This is a genomic window from Chitinophaga sp. CF418 (assembly GCF_900142925.1).
Taxonomy (GTDB): domain Bacteria; phylum Bacteroidota; class Bacteroidia; order Chitinophagales; family Chitinophagaceae; genus Chitinophaga.
Map to the genome: position 1 here is coordinate 1 of NZ_FRCN01000014.1, position 24,277 is coordinate 24,277.

Genomic DNA, 24,277 nt, shown 5'->3' on the forward strand with positions numbered 1-24,277 from the left:
ATTGTCCTATTATGTCAACGATGGTATGCTACATCCGGATAATAATCCGTGCGAGAGGAATATCCGTCCAGTGGCCCTGGGGCGTAAAAATTTTTTGTTCGCTGGAAGCGAGAAGGGAGCACAACGCCTTGCGATGTTATACAGCCTCATTGGAACGTGCGCTATGAACAATGTAAATCCTTTTGAATGGCTAAAAGATGTCTTCGATAGAATAAATAATCATCCAGTTAATAGGCTTAATGAACTCCTGCCACACAACTGGAAATCATGACATCAATTTTGCAAGCACTATAGTTTTATTGGTTTACCTCCAAGACGCTCTATCTCGAGTGCATACCAGTATAAAATTGAAAAGGGGACGTCTCAAACTTATGAGACGCCCCCTTGTATTTTATACCCTAAAAAACAGGCTTCATTAAGGCGTATCGCCCGATGTGTCTAGCTCTAACATATCATTAACTCCCCGAAGCTGAGCAGGTCTTCCTTTCGTCATCCATTTTGGAGGCAGCTCATTTTTCAAATAGTGATTAAAAAACTGTTGCATTCTTAAATCAAAATCCATCGCAGACCGTCCCCACACACCATGATTACCATCGCCATACTCCAACAACCAAACTTTTTTACCTAAACGTCGAAGTGCCAAATAAAAACTTACGGCTTGTGTAAACGGAACAACCCCATCAAAACTTGTGTGAAATAATAATAGCGGAGTATTTACCTTATCAGCTTCAAATATTGGAGAATTCCTTATATAGGAATCTTTATTTTTCCATAAAGTCTGTCCCAGACGACCTTGCCCATTCTCATAGTACTCCTGCAGGGATTCTCCTTGAGCATTTAAACCACCATACATTGAAATTAAATCCGTAGTCCCTGATGCAGAACATGCTGCCTTAAAAATACTTGAGTGAGTAACAAGATAATTGGTTTCAAATCCTCCATGGCTAATTCCTTGTATTCCCATCCTACTTGAATCTACAAACGGAAATTTCGCCATGTATTTCGCCGCAGATACGACATAATCGTATGCACTCTTCCCCGGCTCGCCCTGCTTATAATAAATATCTGGTGTAAATACTAAATATCCATTACTAACAAACCAAGGAATATTAAGTCGTCCATCAGAGGGCTCAGGCTTTCTAAAAACGTTTAACCCCTCTGACAATTTTTCATAATAATAAAAGATGATTGGATATTTTTTTCCTTTGTCGAAATTTTCAGGTTTAAATAATACTCCTTGGGAATAACTACTATCAAGAGTTTTCCAACTATGCAGTTCGGTTGTTAACCAATTATATTTGCTTTCCGGATGAATATCAGATAGCTTCTTAAATGATTTAAAATCAGATGTTAGATAATAATTCACAGATTCATATGCAGTCCCTCGTGATAATATGTATTCATCTACATCTTTAGCCTTAATAGGCATGTTCCCCGCGTCAATACCGGCTTCGGGAATAGGGACAAAATATGAATATGGCCCCATGGATAATAACTGAACTCTCTCATCCTTCTTAAATGAAGCTCTATAAAATCCATTTTGTTTAGTTCTCGTATCAAAGGCTATTAATATAGGCCTCTCTTTCGAATTGTATACTTTTCGTTTATCATCTGAAGAAAGACAAAAAACTGTTTTATTCCTCTCTCCTAGTTTATTGGTCATGCAATACGGAGAACTTCCCCCTAAAAGATCCATCTTCCATATGTCATATTTATCCCGAAAAATGACCTCATTATTATCAGTCCATCCAGCAACGTTAAAACTCGAGATGTCTCTTCCGGGCGAGAGATCATAAACTTCATCGAAATTTTTTATCACCAAGGATTTCGAAATATCTCGGGTAACCCTGGTTCTTATTTCGTAACTACAATAATTTCTAGCCTTAGAATTATAATAAACAACAAATTTACCATCAGGAGAAATAGTAAAAACAGTCGGGAACTCAATTCTTTGGTTATCTCTTGTTGAAGTAAGGTAATATCGCCGATAAGTCAATCTCCCTGGCAAAAATTCCGCTTTTGATCCTTCCACCCAATCGTCATCTATAACAAAATAAGGTAAATATATCTGATATTCTTCAGTTTCTAAATTTACTATTTTACGAGACTCTATCCAGAGAGCGGCTAGATATCCCTTGGGAGCTATTTTTTTCTGCTGCAGTGTTTGTAATTCCGAATCCTTATAACTCCAGATATTCAGCTGAATAGGATCATTTTTTTTTGCCGAATCAGATTTTGGCCTCTCGGCCGAATAAATAAACAACCTGCTGTTGTCTTCACTAAACTTATAAAGACTCAAAATCCTCATATTCATTGGAACTGAATCCTCATTATTCGTAAATAAAACAGAAGCCGTCCTCATCCCATTTTTATAATAATAAATTGAACTAAATTCATCATCCTGATTTTCATTCCTTGCAATAAATGCCAATTGAGAACAGTCACTACTAAAAACAAGATTGTCTATACTATGCCCTGTCCATATTGAAGCAATTTCCCAATCTTTTAGATCTACCAATTGCAACACAACATCTTTGGGGCTTTTTATCTTCTGAATAAGCAACATAGTTGCATCCTTATTAAACTCATACTCTCTTATATCCTGCATCTGCCGCTCCTCCCCGTTGGACAAATCTCTAACAAATAAATCGCCATCGCCTTTCACTTTATAAGCCAACCATTGTTTTCTCTTAAAATTGGGGGCAGAAATCTTGTATGATATTATATTCTCAATTTTAAGTATCTTATCCGTCCCGAGCATTAAAATATAAAGTATGCCATTTTTTTCATATATGGCGTACTTACTATCTTCTGTAATCTTGATATCATGACAACCTATTATTATTTTTTTCCAATCTTTCCGAGACGATAATATAACTTTTGTTATCTGCCCCTCAGGTTGATTCTCTATTGTATATGCAACATATTTCCCATCATTTGAAATTTGATGGGAATTTACCGATGTCCAATCTTTATACACGCTGGAATCTATAGGAAGCTTTTGGCCAGGAGATTTATTTACAGTAGCAACTATAAAGCAAATAAGAAAATAAACAATCTTCATACACTATCAATTAGAAATGCAAATTCAAGAAACATACAAACGAAAGGTATTAACTCTTACTAGAAGAATCATTGCAGTCAACCGTAGCTAATACTCTCTATTAGATAGCCATTCGAAAAACTCATTTTAGTACTCAATTCCAAGTGGGAACATTATTTTTCATTTTCTCTAATGTTTCAACGAAAACTTCTTCACTATTTGACAGGTTAACCGCCTTTTGTTCCCAGTTAATTGCCTCCTCTTTCTTTCCCGCTTTGTAAAGCAAATTCGCATACGTATCAATCTCTGCAGGGTCATTTGTGGCAAAATTTTCTATGCTATATTTTGAAGCTCTTATAGCTACATCTAAAATCGACGAATCCCTAATATGCTCAAAAATGGGCCAAGACAAATTATTAATATGATATTCACTTCTTGTAATTGCCGTTTTGTAATAGAGAGCATAATACTTTCCAAACTTCTCCCATTCTCGTTTATTTAAATAGTAAACCATTTCCGCTCCATAGACCTTTTCTGCTCCTAGAATACCATATTTGCTAATAACTCGCCTTTCAATTTCCTCCCAGTTGGGAATACTACTTGTGTCTTTTGTATACGGTACGATTTCCTCTCTTCCAATAATCCCCCGTATAAGATTTTCAACTTGATTTTCTCCCAAAATCTGATTAGCCTGAGACATATTATTATTAAGGAATGCGAATCCAATATCTTTAGCATTTCGAGTAAATCGCTTAATGAAACGAAGATTCACTTCTGAAAACGGGTCTTTTAATCTTCTAATATAGTCGTTACTCGCCTTCGAAGCAATCAGGTCATCCCTTTTTTGAATGGCCATCAAAGAAAAATTACGCAGGAATGCCGAATCTCTTTTTCCATTATTATAATTATCCACTCTCTCTTTATAGCTCTCAATATTCTCATCAACTACCTTTATAGAAGTAAATTTATGGTCTAAGGCATTGTTTCTATCGTCAAGCAAATCTCCGTTAATCTTCCTCAATGTATCAATAGGAATTTTAATAATCTCACGATCATATGTCGACAATCCATTCTGTTCATATTCAACATCAAACGGCTGAGTATATATAGATGCACTTAAGCCATCCTCTTTTAGTATTTTAAGTGAATCAATCATTTGCCTATATTGTCTTTTTAAATCCATTGGTGTTACAATGCCATCATACCCCCATCCAGCTTCTAAATCATCCCATAAATGAGATTCTACTGGTACTCCTATTCCTCCATACTCGCCCAATACACGAACTTTACCATCATGTTGTGGCGCGTTTCTTGGAAAAGGATATGAATGAATATCTGTCATGTCAGAATGTATCCAGGGATCAAGAGATGGAGTTCTCAAATTGTTATTTACATAAAGTAGTTCCCCCGAATGTCCATTTATCAATCTTGAGGTGTCAAGAGATCTAACCCAATCTGTAATTCGTTTTTGGTCGTACTGGCCCCATTTCTCATTAAAGATCACCCAAGTAACAATGCAAGGATTATTGTATAACTGATTAATTGTTTCCTTACAGTCTTCTTCAAATGCCTCTCTCGCCCCTTTAGGCAACCCTTGGTTAGGATTAACAAAATCCTGCCAAACCAACATTCCTAATTTGTCAGCATAATAATACCAACGTGAAGATTCAATTTTAATATGTTTACGTATAGTATTAAAGCCCATAGCGCGAATCAATCCAATATCGAATTTTATAGCCTCATCTGTTGGCTGAGTGTATAACCCTTCGGGCCAAAAACCTTGATCTAACGTACCAAGGTTAAAATATGGTCTATTATTTAGGAATATTCTATCTATACCCATCTTATCCTTTGAGACTGAAATCTTTCTCATCCCAAAATAACTATTCACTTCGTCAACAATTTTATCATCTTTCACTATCCGTATTACTAAGTCATAAAGAAAGGGAATTTCTGGAGACCATAATTTCATATTACTTATCGGCAAATCGATTACTACGCCTGCTTTACCTTTCTTAACGCATACAATCTTTCCACCATCCTTAGCAATTAGCTCAACGCTATCTCCACCTAAAGTATTAGTTGTAACATGTAGTATTCCTTTATCTATGTCAGGTATCAGTTTTATATCGGATACATACTCGCCAGGTACTTGTTCAAGCCATACAGTTTGCCAAATACCGGAACTAGAAGTATAATAGATATTTTGCGGATTAAGTACTTGCTTCCCATGGGGACCGACACCTCTATCTGTTGGATCGTAAACCTTTATAACTAAGTCATTACTTCCCTTCTTTAATTTATCAGTTATATCAAATGAAAATGCCGTATAACCACCAAGATGAAATCCTATTTCCACATTGTTAAGATATACAGTCGCCTTCCAATCTACAGCTCCAAAATGCAAAAGAACTCGTTTAGACTTATTATTTTCATAGTTAAATGTGCATTTATACCAAAGCAATTCATTTGGCTTTAGTGTTCTCTTCACCCCTGACAAAGCGGACTCTAAAGGATATGGCACTAATATTTTTCCAGTGTATGCCATCGGAATAACAGTATCATTACTACCAGTGATAGTATAATCCCAAAGCCCGTTCAACACGCTCCAGTCATTCTTTCTTTCCATTTGCGGTCTTGGGTATTCAGGCAAAACAGTCTTTGGAGATATCTCTTTCGCCCAACGTGTACTAATTGGCAATGGCTTCATCTTCCAACCATGAATATCCTGAGAGACACCCTTTCCTTGAATACTCATAGTCAGTAAACCAACCACTAAAAACTTACATATCTTCATAATAATATTATTAAATAATAGCTTACTAAATAACAAATGTATTGTCTCGCCACCTGGCAAAACATATTGTAAAAATTATTACAGGACTACGTTGAAAGAATCAAATTTCTGACACATAGTCATCCCGCATGATACTTTCACTTTGTAACTCAAGCTTATTAAATAAGTATTTAGCACCTTTAATTGTAACCGTCATTTTGGATTACATTTGGATTTAGCTGCAGTTGTTTCAAGGGAACTGGATACCATTGCAAATTACTGTTCCAAGAACCGCCCTTAAGGTCTGTTACTGTTTTCATTACCTCATTTACTCTACCTGTACGTTTAAGATCAAACCAGCGATGTCCCCATTCAGCAAACAATTCAACTCGCCTTTCTTGATAAACCGCATTTAAAGCAGCATCCTTAGACAAGGAGCTAGATAGGTCAGGAAGGGGATTTTGATTTGACGGATTTTGATCTCCACGAGCTCTACTTCTCAAAACATTCAAATCGTTAATAGCGCCAACAATATTGTCTTCGTGAGCCCTGGCCTCCGCTCTAATAAGATATTGCTCCCCTAGCCTTAGAACCATTAAGTATTCACTAACTGGCGCATTAGGTACATTAATCTTATATTTATATGGGAAATGGAAGACTATTCCTCCTGCCGCTATACTGCCTATCCATATATTTTCCCGATTATCTCCACTTTCAAAACTATTTGCAAGTCCATTGCTAAGATATACTGGATGTGTATCATTAACATCGGGGCCAGTTGGAGGCAATATATATAATGTCGCCTCCGAAGTATTTTGGCCCGCACGAACAGGTTGAAGCTGCCAAATAGCTTCAATACTATTTTTCTGAAAAACATTAGCCAGGGGAGCTAAACCATACAGTGTTGACTGTTCGATTACTTCTGTTGCCTTCGCTTCAGCATTTTTATAATCTTGCATATATAAATAAGCTCTTGCCAGTAGAGCCTTAGTCGCCCACTTATTTGGACGTACTCTCTCATTAGTTGAGCTTTTAGTACTTGCATCCACGTAATCAGATTTTAAAAGCAATTCCGCGTCTTTTAAATCCGAAATGATTTGTTTATACACTTCCTCAGAGGGCGTACGCGGGAGTAAGCCATTAATCTTATAGTTTGTGGTTAAAGGCAATGGTACAGCACCATATAAATTTGTCAAGTAGAAAAAGCAAAAAGCGCGTATAAATTTAGCTTCACCTATTAATTGCTGCTTTACCTCAGCGGTAAGAAATGACGCTCTCATCAAACCCTCGATTGCCGAATTGGCCGTAAAAATTAATGGATAACAGGCAGTCCAATAATCGACATTCATAGTACTAGAAAGAGAATTACTATAGAAAGCAACTTTTAGTTTATCAATTTGACTTGACGGATTGAACAAAGCTAACTCGTCTGAGGATAACGCAGTATAAAAAGATAGACTCGTTATCCCCCCCGCTGTAATTGTGTTTTGGCTAATATTATTGTAAATACTAGTTAGTACAGCTGCAGCCTTACTATCATCGGAATAAACCTGTGAAGCATCAGTTAAAGTTATAGGCGGCGGAACTTCAACTAATTTTGAACAACTTAAACTTGTTAAACTTAGAAAAAAGAAAAGGGAGTTTAACGTATTTATTGAGAAAAATCTAACCCTTTTTTCTGTCTTAAGACACCTAATAATATTATATAACTGCATAATTTACATTTTTAAATTGCAAATGCTACAACGATAGCTGTACCCCAAAAACAATTGTCCGCAAAGGAGGAAGAGAATTATATATAATTTTTGTCTCCGGATCCAATCCAGCATATTTTGTAATTGTAAATAAATTCTGTCCCTGAACAAATAATCTACAGTTTTTAAGATGAGATTTCTTTTTCAACACTTCTGGAATTTGCCAAGATAAAGACACATTTTTCAATCGTATATATGATGCATCTGAGTATGCTTTATCGCTATTATTAGCCGCGCTCAAGGGCGTAAATACTCCAAAATCGGTACTTACCTTTTGGATAGAACGAATATCGCCGTTACTCTGCCATCTATTCAATATATTATCTGGCTGATTTACAGCAAATCCAGGTGGGAAATTGCCAAAATAATTACTTGGAGCTTTTTGTTTTACGAATTGAAATAAAAACTGAAAATCGAATCCATTGAAAGTAAAACTATTATGTATTCCTCCATAGAGGCTTGGCGTTGTGTTTATATACACATATTGATCAGTTAGTGGATTGGGATTTGAGGTCAGCTTTCCATCCTTGTCAGAAAATTGATATAGCCCAGTTACAGGATCAACACCATTGTAATGATAGACCTTAGTAAGAGTAAGGGGCTCACCAATTACTAAAGTAGAAGACCAATATGACGATTGTTCTAAATTAGGAAAAGCTAGAAGCTTATTTTGGGGTATTGTCAAATTAATACTGGAACTCCAGCTAATTTTCGTCCTTTTAATATTGATTGTATTTATTGAAAATTCCCACCCAGAATTTTGAACTTTTGCCGGAAAATTAGAGGAGATAGCATCTACACCAGTTACTATAGATAATGAATAATCCAATATTTGATTAGAAGACCTGTTCCTAAAATAATTTACATTAAACAATACACTTTCATTCCATAAACCTAAATCCACCCCTAGCTGTAGCTTGCGTGTTTTCTCCCATTGCAAATACGGATTCGGTAAACCAAACGGCTCAAGACCACCTACGCCTTGATATGGCACTCCCCAATTGTTAGAGTTGCGATATAGATTCAAAAAACCATAGTCCCCCACCTGATCATTCCCCGTTGTCCCATAGCTACCTCTAATTTTTCCAAAACTTAGAAATGAAAAATTATCTTTTATAAATGGTTCATTGGAAAATACCCATGCAGTACCAATTGACGCAAAATTATGAAATACATTTTCTGACCCAAACCGACTACTGCCATCTCTTCTAGCCGTGATATTAACGATGTACTTATCATGCCAATTATAATTCAATCGTCCAAATAAGGCATTATATCTATATTTCGCTCTTACGGTAGTAGGTACACTTATCGTTGCCGCGGATCCTATATCTTCTAATATTAAGTCACTGCTGAATCCACTCGCCCTCGTTAAAGTACCATTACTATTGCTTTCCTGTATAGTTGTTCCAACAAGTAGATCCAGTCTCCCACTCTTAATTTGAGTATTATATGTTACTTGCGGTTCCACTATCCATGAATTCACCTGATTGTTGCTATAGATAGCGCTGCGTTGAAAAAATGATCTATACTCGGGAAGATAAACAGTTAAGGGAGTAACATTAGTTCCATTTGATGTTAAATTATTGTATCCTATGTTACTTTTTATATCAAGCCCAGGAATAATTCGATAGCTTATAGTGGCGCTACTAATCAAATTATTGGTTTTAATCTTCTGTGTACCATATAAAAATGAGGCTAATGGATTGGTCCATGTAGATGTACCGTTTGGAAGTGGTGCCCAGTTTAAGGATCCATCAGAATTATAAAGGGCAGGAGCATTGGGGGGAAGTCTTAATGCATCTCCAGTGAGATCATTTCCTGGAAGGCGATTTTCATCTATTAAATAACTTCCCGAAAATTGGATGTGGAAATCTTCATTTGGAGAAATGTTTGTAATACTGAAGTGCGCGGCCCCCTTCTTATCATTAAAGTCTCCAGGAAAAACCGTCGTTTCCCTGTGATATGCGGCCCCCATTAAGAATTGGGTAGAGCTGTTTCCCCCTGAGATTGAAGCCTTAGCATCATTGTATGTGCTAGTCCCTCCAATTAGAGCCTTCTGCCAATTTGTGTATCTGCTTTGATTCCAGGTACCATTAAGATCATAGTCAAATGCAGATGGAACTGAGTTATTGTTATTCTTTAATGCCTCTCGTCTTAACTGAAGATATTCTTGCGTGTTTAATAAATTAATTGATCGATTTATTTTTCCGAAACCAGATTGTACTGTTACGTCAACTTTTGTCTCTCCTGCCTTCCCTCGTTTTGTTGTAATCAGCACGGCACCATTGGCAGCTCGAGATCCATAGATCGCCGTCGCATCAGCGTCCTTAAGTATGTCTATTGATTCTATATCACTTGGATTGATGAAACTAAGAGGATTCCCATTCTGAGCTCCGTAAGACCCCACACCTACTCCAGAAGTACCCAAAATATTATTCGCATTAGTTGAAAGAAGTTGCGACAAATATGGCACCCCGTCAATGACATATAATGGGTCGTTGCCCTTGCCGATACTATTAAGTCCCTGTATACGAACTGATACTCCTGAGCCAGCTATACCGGAAAACTGTTCTATAAAAACCCCTGGAACTCTTCCTTGAATTGCAAGTAGAGGGTTACTTACAGGCTGTCTTTCAATATCAGCTGCTTTGACTGTGCTTATATTGCTTGTACTAACCCTACGAGTAGTTGTACCGTACGCTTGAATTTGAACCTCATCTAAGGATTTAACGAATTGTTTCAAGCGCACATCGCCAACGATTCTTCTACCCTTTACTGCGATTTCCTGAGTCAAAAAAGATACATTTGAGATTACAAGCGATGCATTACTTGTCACCCCTTTCAAAATGAAATTTCCAGCAACATTGGTTGTTGTTCCCGTAGTTCCCCCCTTCACCACAACCGTCGCCCCAATCACCGGCGTCCCCTTCTCATCCACCACCTTACCCGTCACCGTTATCGTCGCAACCGTATCCCCCTCAACCCGCTCTTCTATAACGGGCTTTTTTTTAACCGCTATCGTATTCTCTCCTACTTCCACCCACGAAAACCCTCTACCATCCAGCAACTCATGCAATACGCTCTCCACCGGCTTCTCCCTAACGTCAATGGTTACGTTCTTATGCGCAGCCAGATCAGCATCCTGGAAATAAATATACAGGCCGCTCTTTTTCGAGACCTCCCGTAGCACCTGAGCCAGTGTAGAATTCTTAATGGTAAGACTCACAGGTTTCCCCTGTGTCGGAGCGGCATAGCCATTAGAATGCAGGCAAAACATTACAACCATACAGCAGTATAGGAATGCTCGGTTGAGTTTGACAATCTTTTGCATAGTCACACAACGATTTTGGTTAGTTAATTGGTTGGTCGCGATATCAAATTTAGCTAGGTATAATGCCCTTACATTACAGAAACGGAATAAACATCCTATGCACAGTAAGAGCAGGACACAGATAAGTCTGGTATATTGCTCTGTCTTGAGTGCGACAGCGAGGATATCTATGGTTACTGGGAAATCCTTGGCGATAAAAGCATTACGCGCGTTGTAGGTACCCCCAACGAATTTTCTTAGTTAATTTCAAAGGCATAGTAAAACTTCGAACATTCAGTATTTTGATATAGTTCCCAATATTAAAAAGTAAAATTTAACAGTAAGGTAACGTCCATAAGCAAACTTTTTTTTGAGAAATTTTCGCAGTGCTAGTCCTTATCTATTTCGTCCTGTCTAGAGATTGGTTTTTCAAAAAGATAAAAATGAGTCATTGGGTATTTGCCTACCCAAACTCTAGTGACGTATTCTGATTATTTTATTTATTATAACACGATATTATTTTCAATTGTTCTCAAAAAATAATGTTGTTGCACGCATAAAAATGTATTACCTTTTAATTAACTTCAGCCGGAACTGACACGTTCTGGAGTTACAAAGGATGCCAAGTGATCGTCAATATTCCCTCAATCTCTTTTCCACTAAAAGCCATTATGGTGATAATATGCCAGGTTTGTTATCCTACTTTGATAACCGGCCTGGTAAACTATTTGTAATACGTACCTAAACCAATGAATAACGGCAGTTGAATAACTGCCGGGACGGAATATGAAAGGGGAAAGTCTAAATAAGGAAGCCGACATCCTACAACGTCTGAAAAGGGGAGAGGAATCTGCCCTGAGAGAACTTGTGGACTTATACCGGCCACAAATGCTCATGGAAGCATATTATGTCATCCGGGATATGGATGAGGCCGAAGATATCGTTCAGGAGGTCTTCATTCGTTTCTGGAATGTAAAAGAGAAGGTGGAGCTAAAGCCATCCCTTATGGCATATCTGCTAAGGGCTACCCGCAATGAGAGTCTCATAAAGCTCAGAAAAGATAAAACCAGGGGCAAAAGACAGGACCTATACAACTACTTCCAGGAATCCATTACTCAGATGAAGCCGTTTGAAAGCGCGGAACTCGCAAAACAGCTAAAGAATGCAATGGAATATATTCCACCTGCCGCCCGTAAATCTTTTGTCAAACTCTACCTGGAAGATAAAAGCCAGAAAACAATTGCTGCAGAACAGAATATCAGCCTCCAGGTGGTAAAAAATAATATCAGCAAGGCACTAAAAATACTGCGTGAAAAGCTGCATACTGTAAAATTATTGTAGGAACGGACGTTACCTATTAGCTAATAATTACTTTATATATTGGAAATGAAGACGAATCTCGAAGATATTAGAATTTTGGTCTTAGATGAAATATCCGGAAACCTTTCTGAAGCCGGACGAGAGACGCTATTCCAGGAAATATCAGTGAACGAGGATGCCAGGGCGATGCGGGATGACATGTTAAACGTATTAAATACACCTGAGGTACAGGATTATCTGAAACGCCAACCATTCGAGGATCCTGCAGATAAGATCCTTAACCGTATACACCACCAGAAACGCCGAAAAATTGTTGCAATAAGTACATTGACAGCTGCCGCTGCTGCTGCTGTGATCGCATTACTAACTATTCCAACTCTTTTTAAATCAGAGTTCTCAGGAAAAACCGGTAACGATTTTAAAACAGCTCAAACAGCCACTAACAAACAGCAGATCCAGTTAAAAATGGCAAACGGCCAGGTCATCACCCTGGATACCGATACCAGCCAGGTGGTTGCCGGCAATGCCGTGCTGAAAACACACAATAAAACACTTACATATACCACCACTTCCGCTACCAGCGGCGCTGAATTTGCTACGCTTACCGTTCCTGCCGGAAAAGACTATACCATACACTTATCCGACGGCACACTGGTACAGCTGAATGCAGCTACTTCTATCCGTTTCCCGCTGGCATTTAAAGCAGGAAACAGGGAAGTATATATTAACGGAGAGGCCTACCTGATGATAGCCAAAAATGCCAGCCAGCCGTTTATTGTACATCTTCCGAATTCCACCGTCCGCGTTCTTGGCACTGAATTCAATGTCAATACCTACGACAGCGGCGTAGCACGGATAGCGTTAGTACAGGGCGCTGTTAAGGTAATCAGCAAAACAGATAGCCTTCAACTCACACCGGGACAGGAAGCTGTCTATGCTTCCAATAAGATCAGTACAGGGCCTTTTGACGAAACAGACGTACTGAGCTGGAGACTGGGTAAATTCCTGTTCAGCAATGCCAGGTTAGACGAGGTTTGCCGGGTCATCCCCCGCCTCTATGGCATCTCCCTGGAACTGGATAACAAAGAAGTGGCCGGAAAACGTTTTACAGGTGTAATAGATAGACACCAGCCAATAGAAAATGTATTGAAGGCACTAAAAGCTACTAACGGTATAGACTACTATACAGATAAAAATGGAGTATTCCATATCAAATAATCAACCATTAATCTTGTTTATCGCCATTCCTATCACCTCATCCAACGTTATCAGGTTAACCATTTAAAGATTCCCTTTTCGTTCCCCAACAATGTGAATTCACCTTCATCCATTGTATCCCCATTTCCGGAATCCCCCTCTGGCCAGCTCATAAGCCATCCCATATATACATATTCTAATATTTATTACTATCTTGTCAGCAATGCCATATCAGATATCGTAAACGGGGCAATTAAACATTTCACTATCAATTAATTAAAGTTCGGGAGAAATCACTTACCTATGAAAAAGCTGTTCTCTATTGTTGTGACTTCGGTCGCACTTTATTCCTGTAGCTCTACAAATCTTGTCTACATCAGCGTCCAACAACCGGCGCCTGTGACCATATCCCCTGATATAAAAAACGTGGGGATCGTGAACAGAAGTACCGTTGCAGACAAAAACAAAGCCCTGGACATCATTGACAAGGTACTTACCGTGGAAGGCGATAGCCTTGACAGACAAGCCGCCCAGGCAGGCGTTATCGGACTTGCCGATGAACTGATCAAAAACAACAGGTTCACCAATGTCACCGCTTTCAATAGTATTGACCTGAGGACAAACGTGCCCGGACAATTCCCCGCCCCACTTACATGGGACGTGATTGAGAAGATCTGCCGGGAAAAACACGTAGACGCGCTGTTCTCACTGGAGCTGTTTGACACAGATTCAAAAGTAAGCTACGCTGCCGTTCCCATATCAATGAAAACACCATTAGGCAATATTCCAGGCATCGAGCACCACGCTAATATGCTCACAACCGTGAAAACCGGCTGGAGAATCTATGATCCTGTGGAAAAGTTGGTACTGGACGAATACGCGCTCACCAGAGACATCACCTTCACCGGAAAAGGTATTAACCCCGTAGCTGCCGCCGGCGCTATCATCAACCGGAAAGAAGCCATACTTGACGTCAGCAGAAAAACGGGGCAGGCCTATGCCTCTAGATTGATCCCCTACTGGATAAGAGTAACCCGGGATTATTATGTGAAAGGAACCGATAACTTCAGTATCGCTACGCGTAAAGCGCGAACAGGTAACTGGGATGGCGCTGCCGAATTATGGAAGAAAGAAACGACCTCCTCCAGCGCTAAGATTGCTGGCAGGGCATGCTACAATATGGCGATCATCTGTGAAATAAACGGGCAGCTGGATAAGGCAATAGAATGGGCACAAAAGGCTTATGAGAACTATAACAACCGCCTGGCACTGAAATATGTCAACATCCTTAAAAACAGGAAAGCAAGCAATAATGTGCTGAACTATCAACAGCAAAGCTAAAGTTTCAGGTCTATGGGGAAATTAACTGCCCCATAGACCTGTCTTTTTAATACAGATCCATCACAATGCCTCCCCGTTAATATCTGTCGTCAGCACATCACTCATATAATCGAAAAACGGACGCATATTCTTGAATGTCTGATTCGCCTCTTTAAGAAACTCACCACTCAATACCACTTCATCCGGAAAATTCCTGACTAAAAGAAATTGCTTATAACGCAGCAGATCAATCGCCTCATGGTCCGCATCAAAACCCTTCGGAGCAGTTTTCAGCTGCTCACCTTTCAGCTCACCAAATGTCGAAACAAAGGACTTAGCTTTTAGAATTTTCCGCAGCGGTGCCGGGTCAAATGCAATATCTTCCCTCATCCGTTTAAGGTCCTCTGTACTGGGACCAAAGAATCCACCTGCAATAAAGCTATTGCCAGGCTCAATATGGAAATAATACCCTCCGCGGCGATATTTGGTTGCACGCTTGAAGCTACCGCTCCAGTGAGTCTTATAAGGCGTTTTATCTGCAGAAAAACGGGTGTCTCTATAAATACGATACAGGCTCTTCTTGCCGGAAGGCGTTTCTATTTCATCATGTGCATTAAGCGCCTGCAGTAATGCTTCGGCAAAGTTCTCTACAATGGTCAACTCATTCAGGAAAGTATCCTTATGCGCGTTGAACCATTCCCTGTTATTGTTGCTTCTTAATTTATTCAAGAAATCAAAGCCTGATGGAAGTAATAATGCCTGCTTGGCCATAAGATCCGGTTTAAATGACCCGGCAAAGATACTAACACGAAAAACGATATTTCGCGAATCAACAGCCAATTGCGATATATCACTAAAAAAATTCTGCCCAAAAAACATTATCTTAATGTTTGACAATCATTTAAGGAATGGCATACCCCTTGCCCTTCCAGTCCCAACTCTAATACTTACAACTATGATTCACCTCACAACATTGGGCCTCATCCACACCATAATCGGCGTGTTGGCCCTCATTCCGGCATTTGTATCACTATTTACTTTTGGCGTGATCGCCCCTCAGAAAAGAACCGGCAAGATCTATATCATTCTGACTGCATTAGCCTGTTTGACCTCTTTCCCTATCATGAAGAGCGGCCATCTATCGCCCGGACATTTCCTGGCCATTACGATACTGGTAATGCTTCCGCTGGCGTATTATGCGCCTTCTATAAAATTATTCGGCCAGAAATGGCAGTACATCCAGGTGACGTTAATGTCGCTCACATTATTTTTCTCACTGGTACCTGCATTCACAGAAACCCTTATCCGCGTACCATTAGGACATCCATTTGCATCTGGACAGGAAGACCCGGCACTTCAACCTGTTATGGGAGTACTGGCCCTCGTCTTTGTCGTGGGTATATGCTATCAACTATACAAGCTGAGAGGACAGAACAAGAAACTCCAATCAGCATAACAATTCATGGAAGTAGCAGGCTATCTGCCTGCTGCTTCCCACCATGATGGCCAACCCAACGCGACATTATGCAGGTATTCTTTAAATTTGTATGATGTCGCACCCTTTAAGAACACATATAGAATCTGTCAGCAAACTGACAGATGAAGAATTTGACTATATTTTGTCTCACTTTACAACTGTAAAGCTCAAAAAGCACAGTTCATTGGTAAGGGAAGGCGACCTGGTAAAACATGAATATTTCGTACTGAAAGGCTGTCTCAGATCATATGTAACGGATAATACCGGAAAGGAATTCACCTATCAGTTTGCGGCGGAGACCTGGTGGATTTCAGAAAGAGAGGCTTTCATGAAGCACATTCCTGCCTCTACCGCTATTGAATGCCTGGAAGACTGCCAGTTGTTAGCGCTATCTTATGAAGACCGTGCAAAGCTGGGCAGGGAGATCTGGAAATACGAACACTATCTGGCAGTAAAATCCAATATGGGATATGTTGCATTGCAAAAAAGATTGCAACTAATGATCATGGGAAGTGCAAAGGAGCGCTTTGAAAATTTCGTCCACCAATATCCACATCTATACAACCGGATCCCTAAGACGCATATAGCCTCTTATCTTGGCGTTTCAAGAGAAACCATAAGCCGTTTATACCGGAAATAACGACACATTTGTCACAATTTTTAAGTGACAAATGTCCTTTCACCAGGGAAATCACCACAGGAAATTTGTGTTCTAATTTTTAAACCAATGAAATTTCCAAGTGCATTTTCCTTCAAAGGAATATTAATGTTATTATTACTGAGCGGAATGTTTGCTGCCAAAGCCCAAACGACAAGCGCCCAACTTCCTGACCAACCAGGCTTTTACCGGATGCAGCTCGGCAACTACCAGGTGATTGCTCTTTCTGACGGCACCATTCCCTTAAATCTAAAAACACTGCTACACGAGACGAAGCCCGGAGAAATACAAGACTTACTGCGGAACAACTTTCTTGATACCATCGCCGAAACCACTATAAGCGCTTACCTCGTTCTGGCAAACAATCAGCAGATCCTGATTGACGCCGGCTGTGGCAGCTTCTTTGGACCAACCCTGGGTAAATTAAAGAAACACCTCATTGACGCGGGTTTTCATCCCGAAAACATCAATGCTGTACTACTAACACATCTGCATGCTGATCACGTGGGCGGGCTTGTAGAAGGCGATAAAATGACATTCCCCAATGCGACTATTTACATCAACAAAAAAGAAGCTGAGTTCTGGTTAACAACTGGCAACAAGGAAAAGGCTAACAAAAGGGCGCAACCTTTCTTCGATCCTGCTCAGGCTGCGATCATGCCTTATCAGAAAGCTGGTAAAGTAAAGACTTATGATCCGGGAGCGCAACTATTCCCAGGCATCTCATCGATCAACGCCTTTGGTCATACGCCAGGTCATAGTTTTTATATGGTAGAGAGCAAAGGGCAAAAACTTGTATTCTGGGGAGATGTGATCCATGCAGGAGCCGTTCAATTCACCGATCCTTCAGTAACAATTGACTTTGATGTAGACCTGGCTGCAGCAGCTGCGGCCCGTAGTAATACCTTCAATGAGGCAGTTAAAGATGGTTATTGGATTGCTGCGCCACATCTTTCCTTTCCCGGCATAGGGCATTTAAAAGTGAGCGGAAAACAGTATGAGTGGGTACCAGCGAATTATACAACGATATTTACGGATAAGTAAAAAGAAAAGGGTGCACTTCAGGTAACGAAGTGCATCCTTTTCTATAATACAAATTTTATTGCGATTATACAACCGGAGCTCAACACCAGATCAACTCCACCTCTACCCCTGTGCTAATAGGAGCTTATGCCGTAGTTCAAACAATCGCAGGACAACTATTCGCCCCAACCTTTATACTTCTGTAATATCTTTGTTAGCAGTAAACGTTCAATAATGGAAGAAACTAAGGGCTTACTGGACAAAATCAGGCATCATGATAAAGTGTGTATCGCACTGAATGAGCATTGTGCAATCCCGTTACCGGATGATGTGATGCAGATATTAGTTAAACCGCACCGGCTTTCATATTACTATTTCCAATATATAGAGAAAGGTCCGGCAACCTTTAAGACTGACTTGCAGGAGTATATCATCAACGATGGTCAGCTAGCCTTTGGGTTACCTAATCAGATTTTCACCAAGCTGCCCTACGACAAAAACATACGACATTATGCACTTTCATTTGATGACAACACATTAACGTTGCTGCCTGGCTCCTATCCATTCCTTGTTAATCCATTTAATGTAAATTCCATCTCTTTCGATATAGCTGCCCAACAACGGGTAAAAAACCTTCTTTCCGGACTGTTTCAGCTGCTTCATTCTCCCGGAAAACAAAAAAAAGCAGAGGTTATTCTGGCGCATTTACACACGCTGCTGACCGAATTTAACACAGCCTACTTCGAGCAATATCAAAGTCAGGAGATTATCGCCAGTTCCAAATTATCAAAATACATTGCATTTAAGCTGGCCGTAGAAACGAACCTCACCGAGCAACACGATGTACATAGCATAGCTGAAAAACTGGCTTTGAACGCCAGTACGCTGTATAACATTGTAAAGGAATTTGCCGGCGTTTCTCCCAAAGAATGGATCATCAACCGGCTCATGCTGGAAGCGCAGCGAAAGCTGCAATATTCTTCAATATCAGTGAAGGAACTAGCTTATGATCTGGGCTTTAATGACCCAGGCTATTTCTCACGCCTCTTCAAAAAAAGCACCGGAAAGAGCGTGAGCCGCTACATAGCTGAATTACGTGATTTGTCCCACAATTAGAAAGATTTATCCCTATTGCCCGCTTGTTAGCTGGTTAGCTTTGCTTCATTAACTAAAATGAAAGATATATGAAGTCAGCATTAGTAACAGGAGCTAACAAGGGCATTGGCTTTGAAGTAGCAAAAATACTCGCCCAACAAGGATTCTTTGTTTATTTAGGCAGCCGTAATCCTGCAAACGGTTCAACTGCTGTGGAAAAATTGAAAGCTGAAGGGCTTAGCAATATTGAGGCAGTTCAACTGGATGTAACAGATCAAAAATCTGTTGATGCCGCAAGAAAAACTATAGGCGAAAAAAACGGGGTTTTAGATGTGTTGGTAAACAATGCAGGCATCGCCGGCGGGTTTGAGCAATCTGCGCTCGAATCCGGAGCCGACCAATACCAGGCGGTTTATGACACAAATGTTTTCGGCGTGGTACGGGTTACACAGGCATTTATAGATTTGCTCAAAAAATCACCGGAACCACGAATTGTAAACGTAAGCACCAGCATGGGATCGCTTACCCTGGCGGCCGATATTTACAGTGACAACTACCCTAAAAGATACGTCGTTTACCAATCCTCCAAGTCAGCGCTAAATATGTACACAGTCAATCTGGCTTATGAGCTTCGCAACACCTCATTCAAGGTGAATGCGGTTTGTCCGGGCTGGACACAAACGGATTTTACCAACCATCAGGGTACCAGCACTCCTGCAGAAGCAGGGCAACGCATTGCTAAATATGCGCTAATCGGCCAGGATGGGCCAACAGGTAAGTATTTTAGTGAGGAGTATTTTGCGGAACCGGCGAATTGTCCCTGGTAAACTGAAAACGATTCATAAACAGGAAGGCTTAGATCGCCGACAATATGGTATCATGTCTTTATTCCCCCAACAGAAAATTAAAAGCCCGCGCTTGGCGCAGGCTTTTAAACTATTTGTGGGGTGGTAGGGACACCTTACCAGATCTTGATCCGCTTATTTTCGTCCAGGTACATCCTCTCTCCAGGTTGTACATTAAAAGCTGAGTAAAAAGCCGGGATGTTCATCAGTGGGCCATTTACACGCCACATGGGTGGAGAATGGGGATCGTTATTGACCCAGTAGCGTAGGTATTCGTCTTTCATTTTCACCCGCCAGATCCTGGCTATTGAAAAGAAAAACCGCTGATCGGGTGTAAAGCCGCCGATCCTCGTTGTATCCTGACCTTGTTTGGTCATTTTAAAAGCATCATATGCTACGGCAACCCCGCTGATATCCGCTGTGTTTTCTCCTACTGTAAGCGCACCTTTTATATGAATGCTATCTAGTACGGTGAACTTGCTGTACAGGTCGATGACCTGTTGTGTTTTGGCCTTAAATTTCTCATAGTCTTCAGGTGTCCACCAGCTTTTTACGTTACCGTTTTTATCAAACTGGGCCCCCTGGTCATCAAACGTATGCGTCATTTCATGCCCGATCACCATGCCAATACCACCATAGTTAATCGCGTCATCAGCATTATTGTCAAAGTAAGGAGGTTGCAGAATTCCGGCGGGGAATACAATCTCGTTGGCGTAAGGATTGTTATAAGCAGTAACTGTGGACGGTGTAGTGAACCACTCGGTCTTATCAACTGGCTTCCCAAGTTTGGCCAGGTTATATTGGAAGTTGTTCGCGGCCGCCGATACCACATTTTCAAAATATTTATTCCTCACAACTTTTACATTGTTGTATTCGCGCCACTTATCGGGATATCCGATCTTTTTGGTGATGGCAAATAATTTCTCCTTGGCTTTTTGCTTGGTGCTGTCACTCATCCAGTCCAGCAGGTCCACCCTATTGGAGAACGCCTTCTGCAGGTTGTTCACAAGCTCCAGCATCCGCGCTTTCGCCGACTCTGGGAAATATAGCTTCGTATATAATTGTCCCAATGCCTGGCCAAGATAGGTATCTACCACGCCTGACATGATCTCGCCGCGTGTTTTTTGCATGGCCTGTCCCGTAAGGGCCTTATTATATTCAAAGGATGAATTTACAAAGGGCTTGCTGAGATAATCTGCATAACTACTAATATAATTCACTCTCAGGTATATTTTCCAATCCTCGATCGGGATCGATTTGAAGAGTGTGTTCAATTTATTATAATAACCTGGTTGGGCTACATCCAGTGAATCCATTGTGGCACCTAGATGTTGGAAGAAAGTCGTCCAACCTATATTGGGTTGTTGCTTATTTAAATCCGCCAGTGCTACTTTATGGAAATTGCCTTTTATATCCCGCAACTCAACATTGGTTTTATGTGATGTCGCCAATTGCTTTTGGATATCGTAAACAAGTGCTGCATTTTTTTGCGCTAAGGCAGAATCGCTTCCAGTCAACGAAAAAAGATCTGCGAGATATTTTTTATATGCTTGCTGTATAGCAACCGTGGCTGTGTCAGTCTTGAAGTAATAATCCCTGTCAGGCATGCCGATACCAGTTTGATAAATATGCCCCATATTCATGCTACTGTTTTCCTGATCGGGCGAAACTTGAAAATCAATAAGGGATAAGTTTGACAATTTGATCTCTTCCGCTATGAATGTAAGCATATCAGGAATGCTGGTGATGGCATTGATCCGATACAAGCCGGTTTTGAGTGGCTCAAAGCCACGCTGGTTGATGATATTGGTATCCATTCCAGAAGCAAAAAAATCACCGATTTTTTGTTCAAGGCTCCCAGGGGGATTTTCACTTTTTGATACGCTATCAAGAATACCTTGTAACTTAAGACGTTGCTGATAGTTCATAAATCGGTATGCACCTACGCCCGATTGACTGGGTGGTATTTGTGCGGTATCATACCATTTTAAATTTACATAATTATAAAAATTATCACCTGGCTGGATGGTTGAATCGAGTCCCTCAATAGCAATAAAGGGTTTTTCGTTTATTCCTGGCCGGCAGGCAATAAAAGAACCTAGGAAAACGGATAGTAAGAACCAGTTTTTCATATAGATTAATTTGGGTGGCGAAATGATGTTGAATGCTTAATAAAGATATCGTTTCTATCTAATACTTTATCAAATACGTCATACCTGAAAATGATTCGTTATAAAATTGGGGATGACTCCAACAATTATATCCATAAAGCAGGACAAATGCAGGTAAAGGCTTCTACTCACGTGGTATCAGATAAAACCGCCTCATTTCTTTCAGGATTACGGCACGCACCTTCTCGTACATCGTCAACTTATCTGGGTGAGACAATGACTCCAGCCTGGCTGTCCATATATTCTTATTATTTTCTTCAAGCGATAGCTCAAAGGAGTTTTCCATAATATATTCTGTAACTATTGGACGCTGCCGGTATACTGACCTATTGGATCCCGCCGGAGTAGTAAAATACGAGAGATCATGCTGGCGCGTCCTTTCGTTATTGGCCAGTGGGAGAAAACGTAACACGGCATCATGTTCCCAACTCCTCGCCTGCTTCAGCGAATCATCTGTATTTACCCTCAGAGGATCTCCCAGATAATGGTATCTACATTCAATATTCAGCTCTTTTAGCCCTTTTATAAGTTCAACAGAGAGGTTATTCATGTAATTGTAAGCCTGCATTCCTCCTTCCGATACTATCAGGATTCGATGATAGTGCTTGATACTATCCACGTTTATTTCTGAGGTTTGTAATCGAATAAACTTTTTCTGGGCATAGACAGGCAGCAGGAACATCCCGGCTAACAGGGATAATAGAAGTATTCTCATAATGAATATAGGGAATGAATCTTCTGTAAAGATATATCTAAAAACGAAAGTTTCATATTAGCATAAACAAAAGGTCGGGTAAAAACCAGGACGGCTGAAGGTTACAACAAAATCTAAACCGGCTTATGAGACGCTTTAGATTATAATTTATCTACGTTGCATATAGCATTATACTGCCAATGCCTGTAGAGAGTGATATTTACCTTCCAGCTGCGATGTCCCGATCAGGAGCTCAATAGGGCTAAATATGCTGCTAACATTAAGTTAAGATTTCCATAACTATAATTTCATAAACGATCAGGTAGTTGCATGCATTCAAAAGGTAAGTTTGTGTAATATTAAACCTACAACTTACAATGACTGCATTCAAAAAAATGGGGCCATTCCGCATATTTATGCTGTGGATGTCAATGTTTTGGCCCCAAGTATCCCTATCACAAAATGTAACGTTCCTTCAAAATGCATACGCTCATAATGACTATTGGCACAAGCGCCCTGTGTTCGATGCATTGGACAATGGATTCACTTACATGGAAGCAGATGTATATCTTAGAAAAGGACAACTTGTAGTAGCGCATATTTTACCTTCTTTACAGCCGTCCAGGACAATTGATAAATTATATCTTGATCCGTTAAGGTCTTTTTTTGAAAATGATACGATGGGGGCTACTCATCCGCCTATTACCTTGATGATAGATATAAAAAGTAGTCCGGAAAAAAGCTATCGCTCACTGGCTCTTTTGCTACAAAAATACAAACCGCTATTATCCTATTATGAGAATGGAACGCTATATAAACGAGCTATTACTATTGTGATAACCGGCAAGAAACCTGTCTGTACGATAGCGCATCAGTATTGCAGATATGTATTTATTGATGAAAACCTCATACAAATGGCCAGGGAAAAGAATCCTGCAGATCTGTACCCGATAGCCAGTTGTCACTATAATCGGATATTAGGCCGGAATGGCCGGGAAACTATAACAAAAAAGGAAAGAGATGCGCTTTGCAGATATGTGCAGATAGCTCATCAAAATGGCAAGAAAGTAAGATTGTGGGCCTCCCCTGAAGATGCTGCAGTCTGGAAAGAGCTATTGAATTGCGGGGTAGACCTGATTAATACAGATAACCTGGTTGAACTGAAAACCTTTTTATTAAACAGGTACCAGGACTTTGCCAGGACGAAGTAATTTTATTGTGAAGAAAAGGGAATTCGCCCCGGACCTGTTAAGGTCAAAATCATTTAATAGGAGACAGTTGCAATAAAAAAGCCTTCTGAGATCATCAGGAGGCTTTAAAGTTTTTACGCTATGCGTTAGTTTTTGGGCGGGCGAAGAGGGCCAAGTTTCGAACCTGTTTAAGACGAATTTTGAACAAATTTGCCAATTTGATGGTAGCTTATGAGTACGCTTATTTAATAGATCATTACCTCCTGAAAATACTTTTAATTAAAAAAATTATATATAACTATTGCCTTTATTTTATGTAATTGGCTCTTGTAAAGAGCATCTAGAAATAATATAATACTTTGCAAATCAGTCAATTAGTTATGTAACCGCTATATAATTCC

Annotated in this window: 17 protein-coding genes; 10 read left to right on the forward strand and 7 right to left on the reverse strand. The window is 40.1% G+C overall.

Features of this window, described 5'->3' with window-relative positions:
- Positions 1-271, forward strand: a 271-nt coding sequence (locus F3I09_RS26400) for a transposase domain-containing protein (protein ID WP_149698060.1), incomplete at its 5' end; no start/stop codon positions are given.
- Between the two features lie 144 nt (positions 272-415).
- Here F3I09_RS26400 and F3I09_RS26405 read toward each other — a convergent pair.
- The 4 genes from F3I09_RS26405 to F3I09_RS26420 all read right to left on the reverse strand — a co-directional run bounded on the left by F3I09_RS26405 (position 416) and on the right by F3I09_RS26420 (position 10,907).
- Positions 416-3,064 (reverse strand): S9 family peptidase, encoded by a 2,649-nt coding sequence (locus F3I09_RS26405; RefSeq protein WP_149698061.1) that lies wholly within the window; start codon positions 3,062-3,064, stop codon positions 416-418.
- A gap of 133 nt (positions 3,065-3,197) precedes the next feature.
- Positions 3,198-5,840: a glycoside hydrolase family 2 protein gene (locus F3I09_RS26410; protein WP_149698062.1), complete on the reverse strand. Its 2,643-nt coding sequence runs from the start codon at positions 5,838-5,840 to the stop codon at positions 3,198-3,200.
- 179 nt (positions 5,841-6,019) lie between these two features.
- Positions 6,020-7,534 carry a RagB/SusD family nutrient uptake outer membrane protein gene (locus F3I09_RS26415; protein ID WP_149698063.1) on the reverse strand — a complete coding sequence of 505 codons (1,515 nt, stop codon included), beginning with the start codon at positions 7,532-7,534 and terminating at the stop codon, positions 6,020-6,022.
- 25 nt (positions 7,535-7,559) lie between these two features.
- Positions 7,560-10,907 (reverse strand): SusC/RagA family TonB-linked outer membrane protein, encoded by a 3,348-nt coding sequence (locus tag F3I09_RS26420; protein ID WP_149698064.1) that lies wholly within the window; start codon positions 10,905-10,907, stop codon positions 7,560-7,562.
- A 765-nt stretch (positions 10,908-11,672) separates the two neighbouring features.
- Here F3I09_RS26420 and F3I09_RS26425 point away from each other — a divergent pair.
- The 3 genes from F3I09_RS26425 (at position 11,673) to F3I09_RS26435 (ending at position 14,744) form a co-directional block, all read left to right on the forward strand.
- Positions 11,673-12,227 carry an RNA polymerase sigma factor gene (locus F3I09_RS26425; protein WP_149698065.1) on the forward strand — a complete coding sequence of 185 codons (555 nt, stop codon included), beginning with the start codon at positions 11,673-11,675 and terminating at the stop codon, positions 12,225-12,227.
- Positions 12,228-12,272: 45 nt separating this feature from the next.
- A complete protein-coding gene (locus F3I09_RS26430) occupies positions 12,273-13,424 on the forward strand; it encodes a FecR family protein (protein WP_149698066.1) in 1,152 nt (383 codons plus the stop codon).
- Between the two features lie 282 nt (positions 13,425-13,706).
- Positions 13,707-14,744 carry a DUF6340 family protein gene (locus tag F3I09_RS26435; protein ID WP_149698067.1) on the forward strand — a complete coding sequence of 346 codons (1,038 nt, stop codon included), beginning with the start codon at positions 13,707-13,709 and terminating at the stop codon, positions 14,742-14,744.
- Positions 14,745-14,804: 60 nt separating this feature from the next.
- Here F3I09_RS26435 and F3I09_RS26440 read toward each other — a convergent pair whose 3' ends face one another.
- The gene (locus tag F3I09_RS26440) at positions 14,805-15,494 is read right to left on the reverse strand and encodes a DUF2461 domain-containing protein (protein WP_149698068.1); all 690 of its coding nucleotides are present in this window, start codon (positions 15,492-15,494) and stop codon (positions 14,805-14,807) included.
- Between the two features lie 184 nt (positions 15,495-15,678).
- Here F3I09_RS26440 and F3I09_RS26445 point away from each other — a divergent pair, with 184 nt between their 5' ends.
- The 5 genes from F3I09_RS26445 (at position 15,679) to F3I09_RS26465 (ending at position 19,803) form a co-directional block, all read left to right on the forward strand.
- Positions 15,679-16,179 carry a hypothetical protein gene (locus tag F3I09_RS26445; RefSeq protein WP_149698069.1) on the forward strand — a complete coding sequence of 167 codons (501 nt, stop codon included), beginning with the start codon at positions 15,679-15,681 and terminating at the stop codon, positions 16,177-16,179.
- A 94-nt stretch (positions 16,180-16,273) separates the two neighbouring features.
- On the forward strand, positions 16,274-16,840 hold the full coding sequence (locus F3I09_RS26450) for a Crp/Fnr family transcriptional regulator (protein WP_149698070.1): 567 nt from the start codon (positions 16,274-16,276) through the stop codon (positions 16,838-16,840).
- A gap of 87 nt (positions 16,841-16,927) precedes the next feature.
- Positions 16,928-17,902, forward strand: coding sequence for an MBL fold metallo-hydrolase (locus F3I09_RS26455; RefSeq protein ID WP_149698071.1), 975 nt, complete (start codon positions 16,928-16,930; stop codon positions 17,900-17,902).
- Positions 17,903-18,115: 213 nt separating this feature from the next.
- Complete coding sequence (locus F3I09_RS26460; RefSeq protein ID WP_149698072.1) at positions 18,116-18,997, forward strand: AraC family transcriptional regulator; 882 nt, start codon at positions 18,116-18,118, stop codon at positions 18,995-18,997.
- A 68-nt stretch (positions 18,998-19,065) separates the two neighbouring features.
- Positions 19,066-19,803 carry an SDR family oxidoreductase gene (locus tag F3I09_RS26465; RefSeq protein ID WP_149698073.1) on the forward strand — a complete coding sequence of 246 codons (738 nt, stop codon included), beginning with the start codon at positions 19,066-19,068 and terminating at the stop codon, positions 19,801-19,803.
- 134 nt (positions 19,804-19,937) lie between these two features.
- Here F3I09_RS26465 and F3I09_RS26470 read toward each other — a convergent pair whose 3' ends face one another.
- Both F3I09_RS26470 and F3I09_RS26475 read right to left on the reverse strand, forming a co-directional pair.
- A complete protein-coding gene (locus F3I09_RS26470) occupies positions 19,938-21,953 on the reverse strand; it encodes a M13 family metallopeptidase (protein WP_149698074.1) in 2,016 nt (671 codons plus the stop codon).
- A 163-nt stretch (positions 21,954-22,116) separates the two neighbouring features.
- A complete protein-coding gene (locus F3I09_RS26475) occupies positions 22,117-22,707 on the reverse strand; it encodes a hypothetical protein (protein ID WP_149698075.1) in 591 nt (196 codons plus the stop codon).
- 497 nt (positions 22,708-23,204) lie between these two features.
- On the opposite strand from F3I09_RS26475, the gene F3I09_RS26480 reads away from it, so the two are divergent.
- The gene (locus F3I09_RS26480) at positions 23,205-23,897 is read left to right on the forward strand and encodes a hypothetical protein (protein ID WP_223233393.1); all 693 of its coding nucleotides are present in this window, start codon (positions 23,205-23,207) and stop codon (positions 23,895-23,897) included.
- Positions 23,898-24,277: the final 380 nt, after the last annotated feature.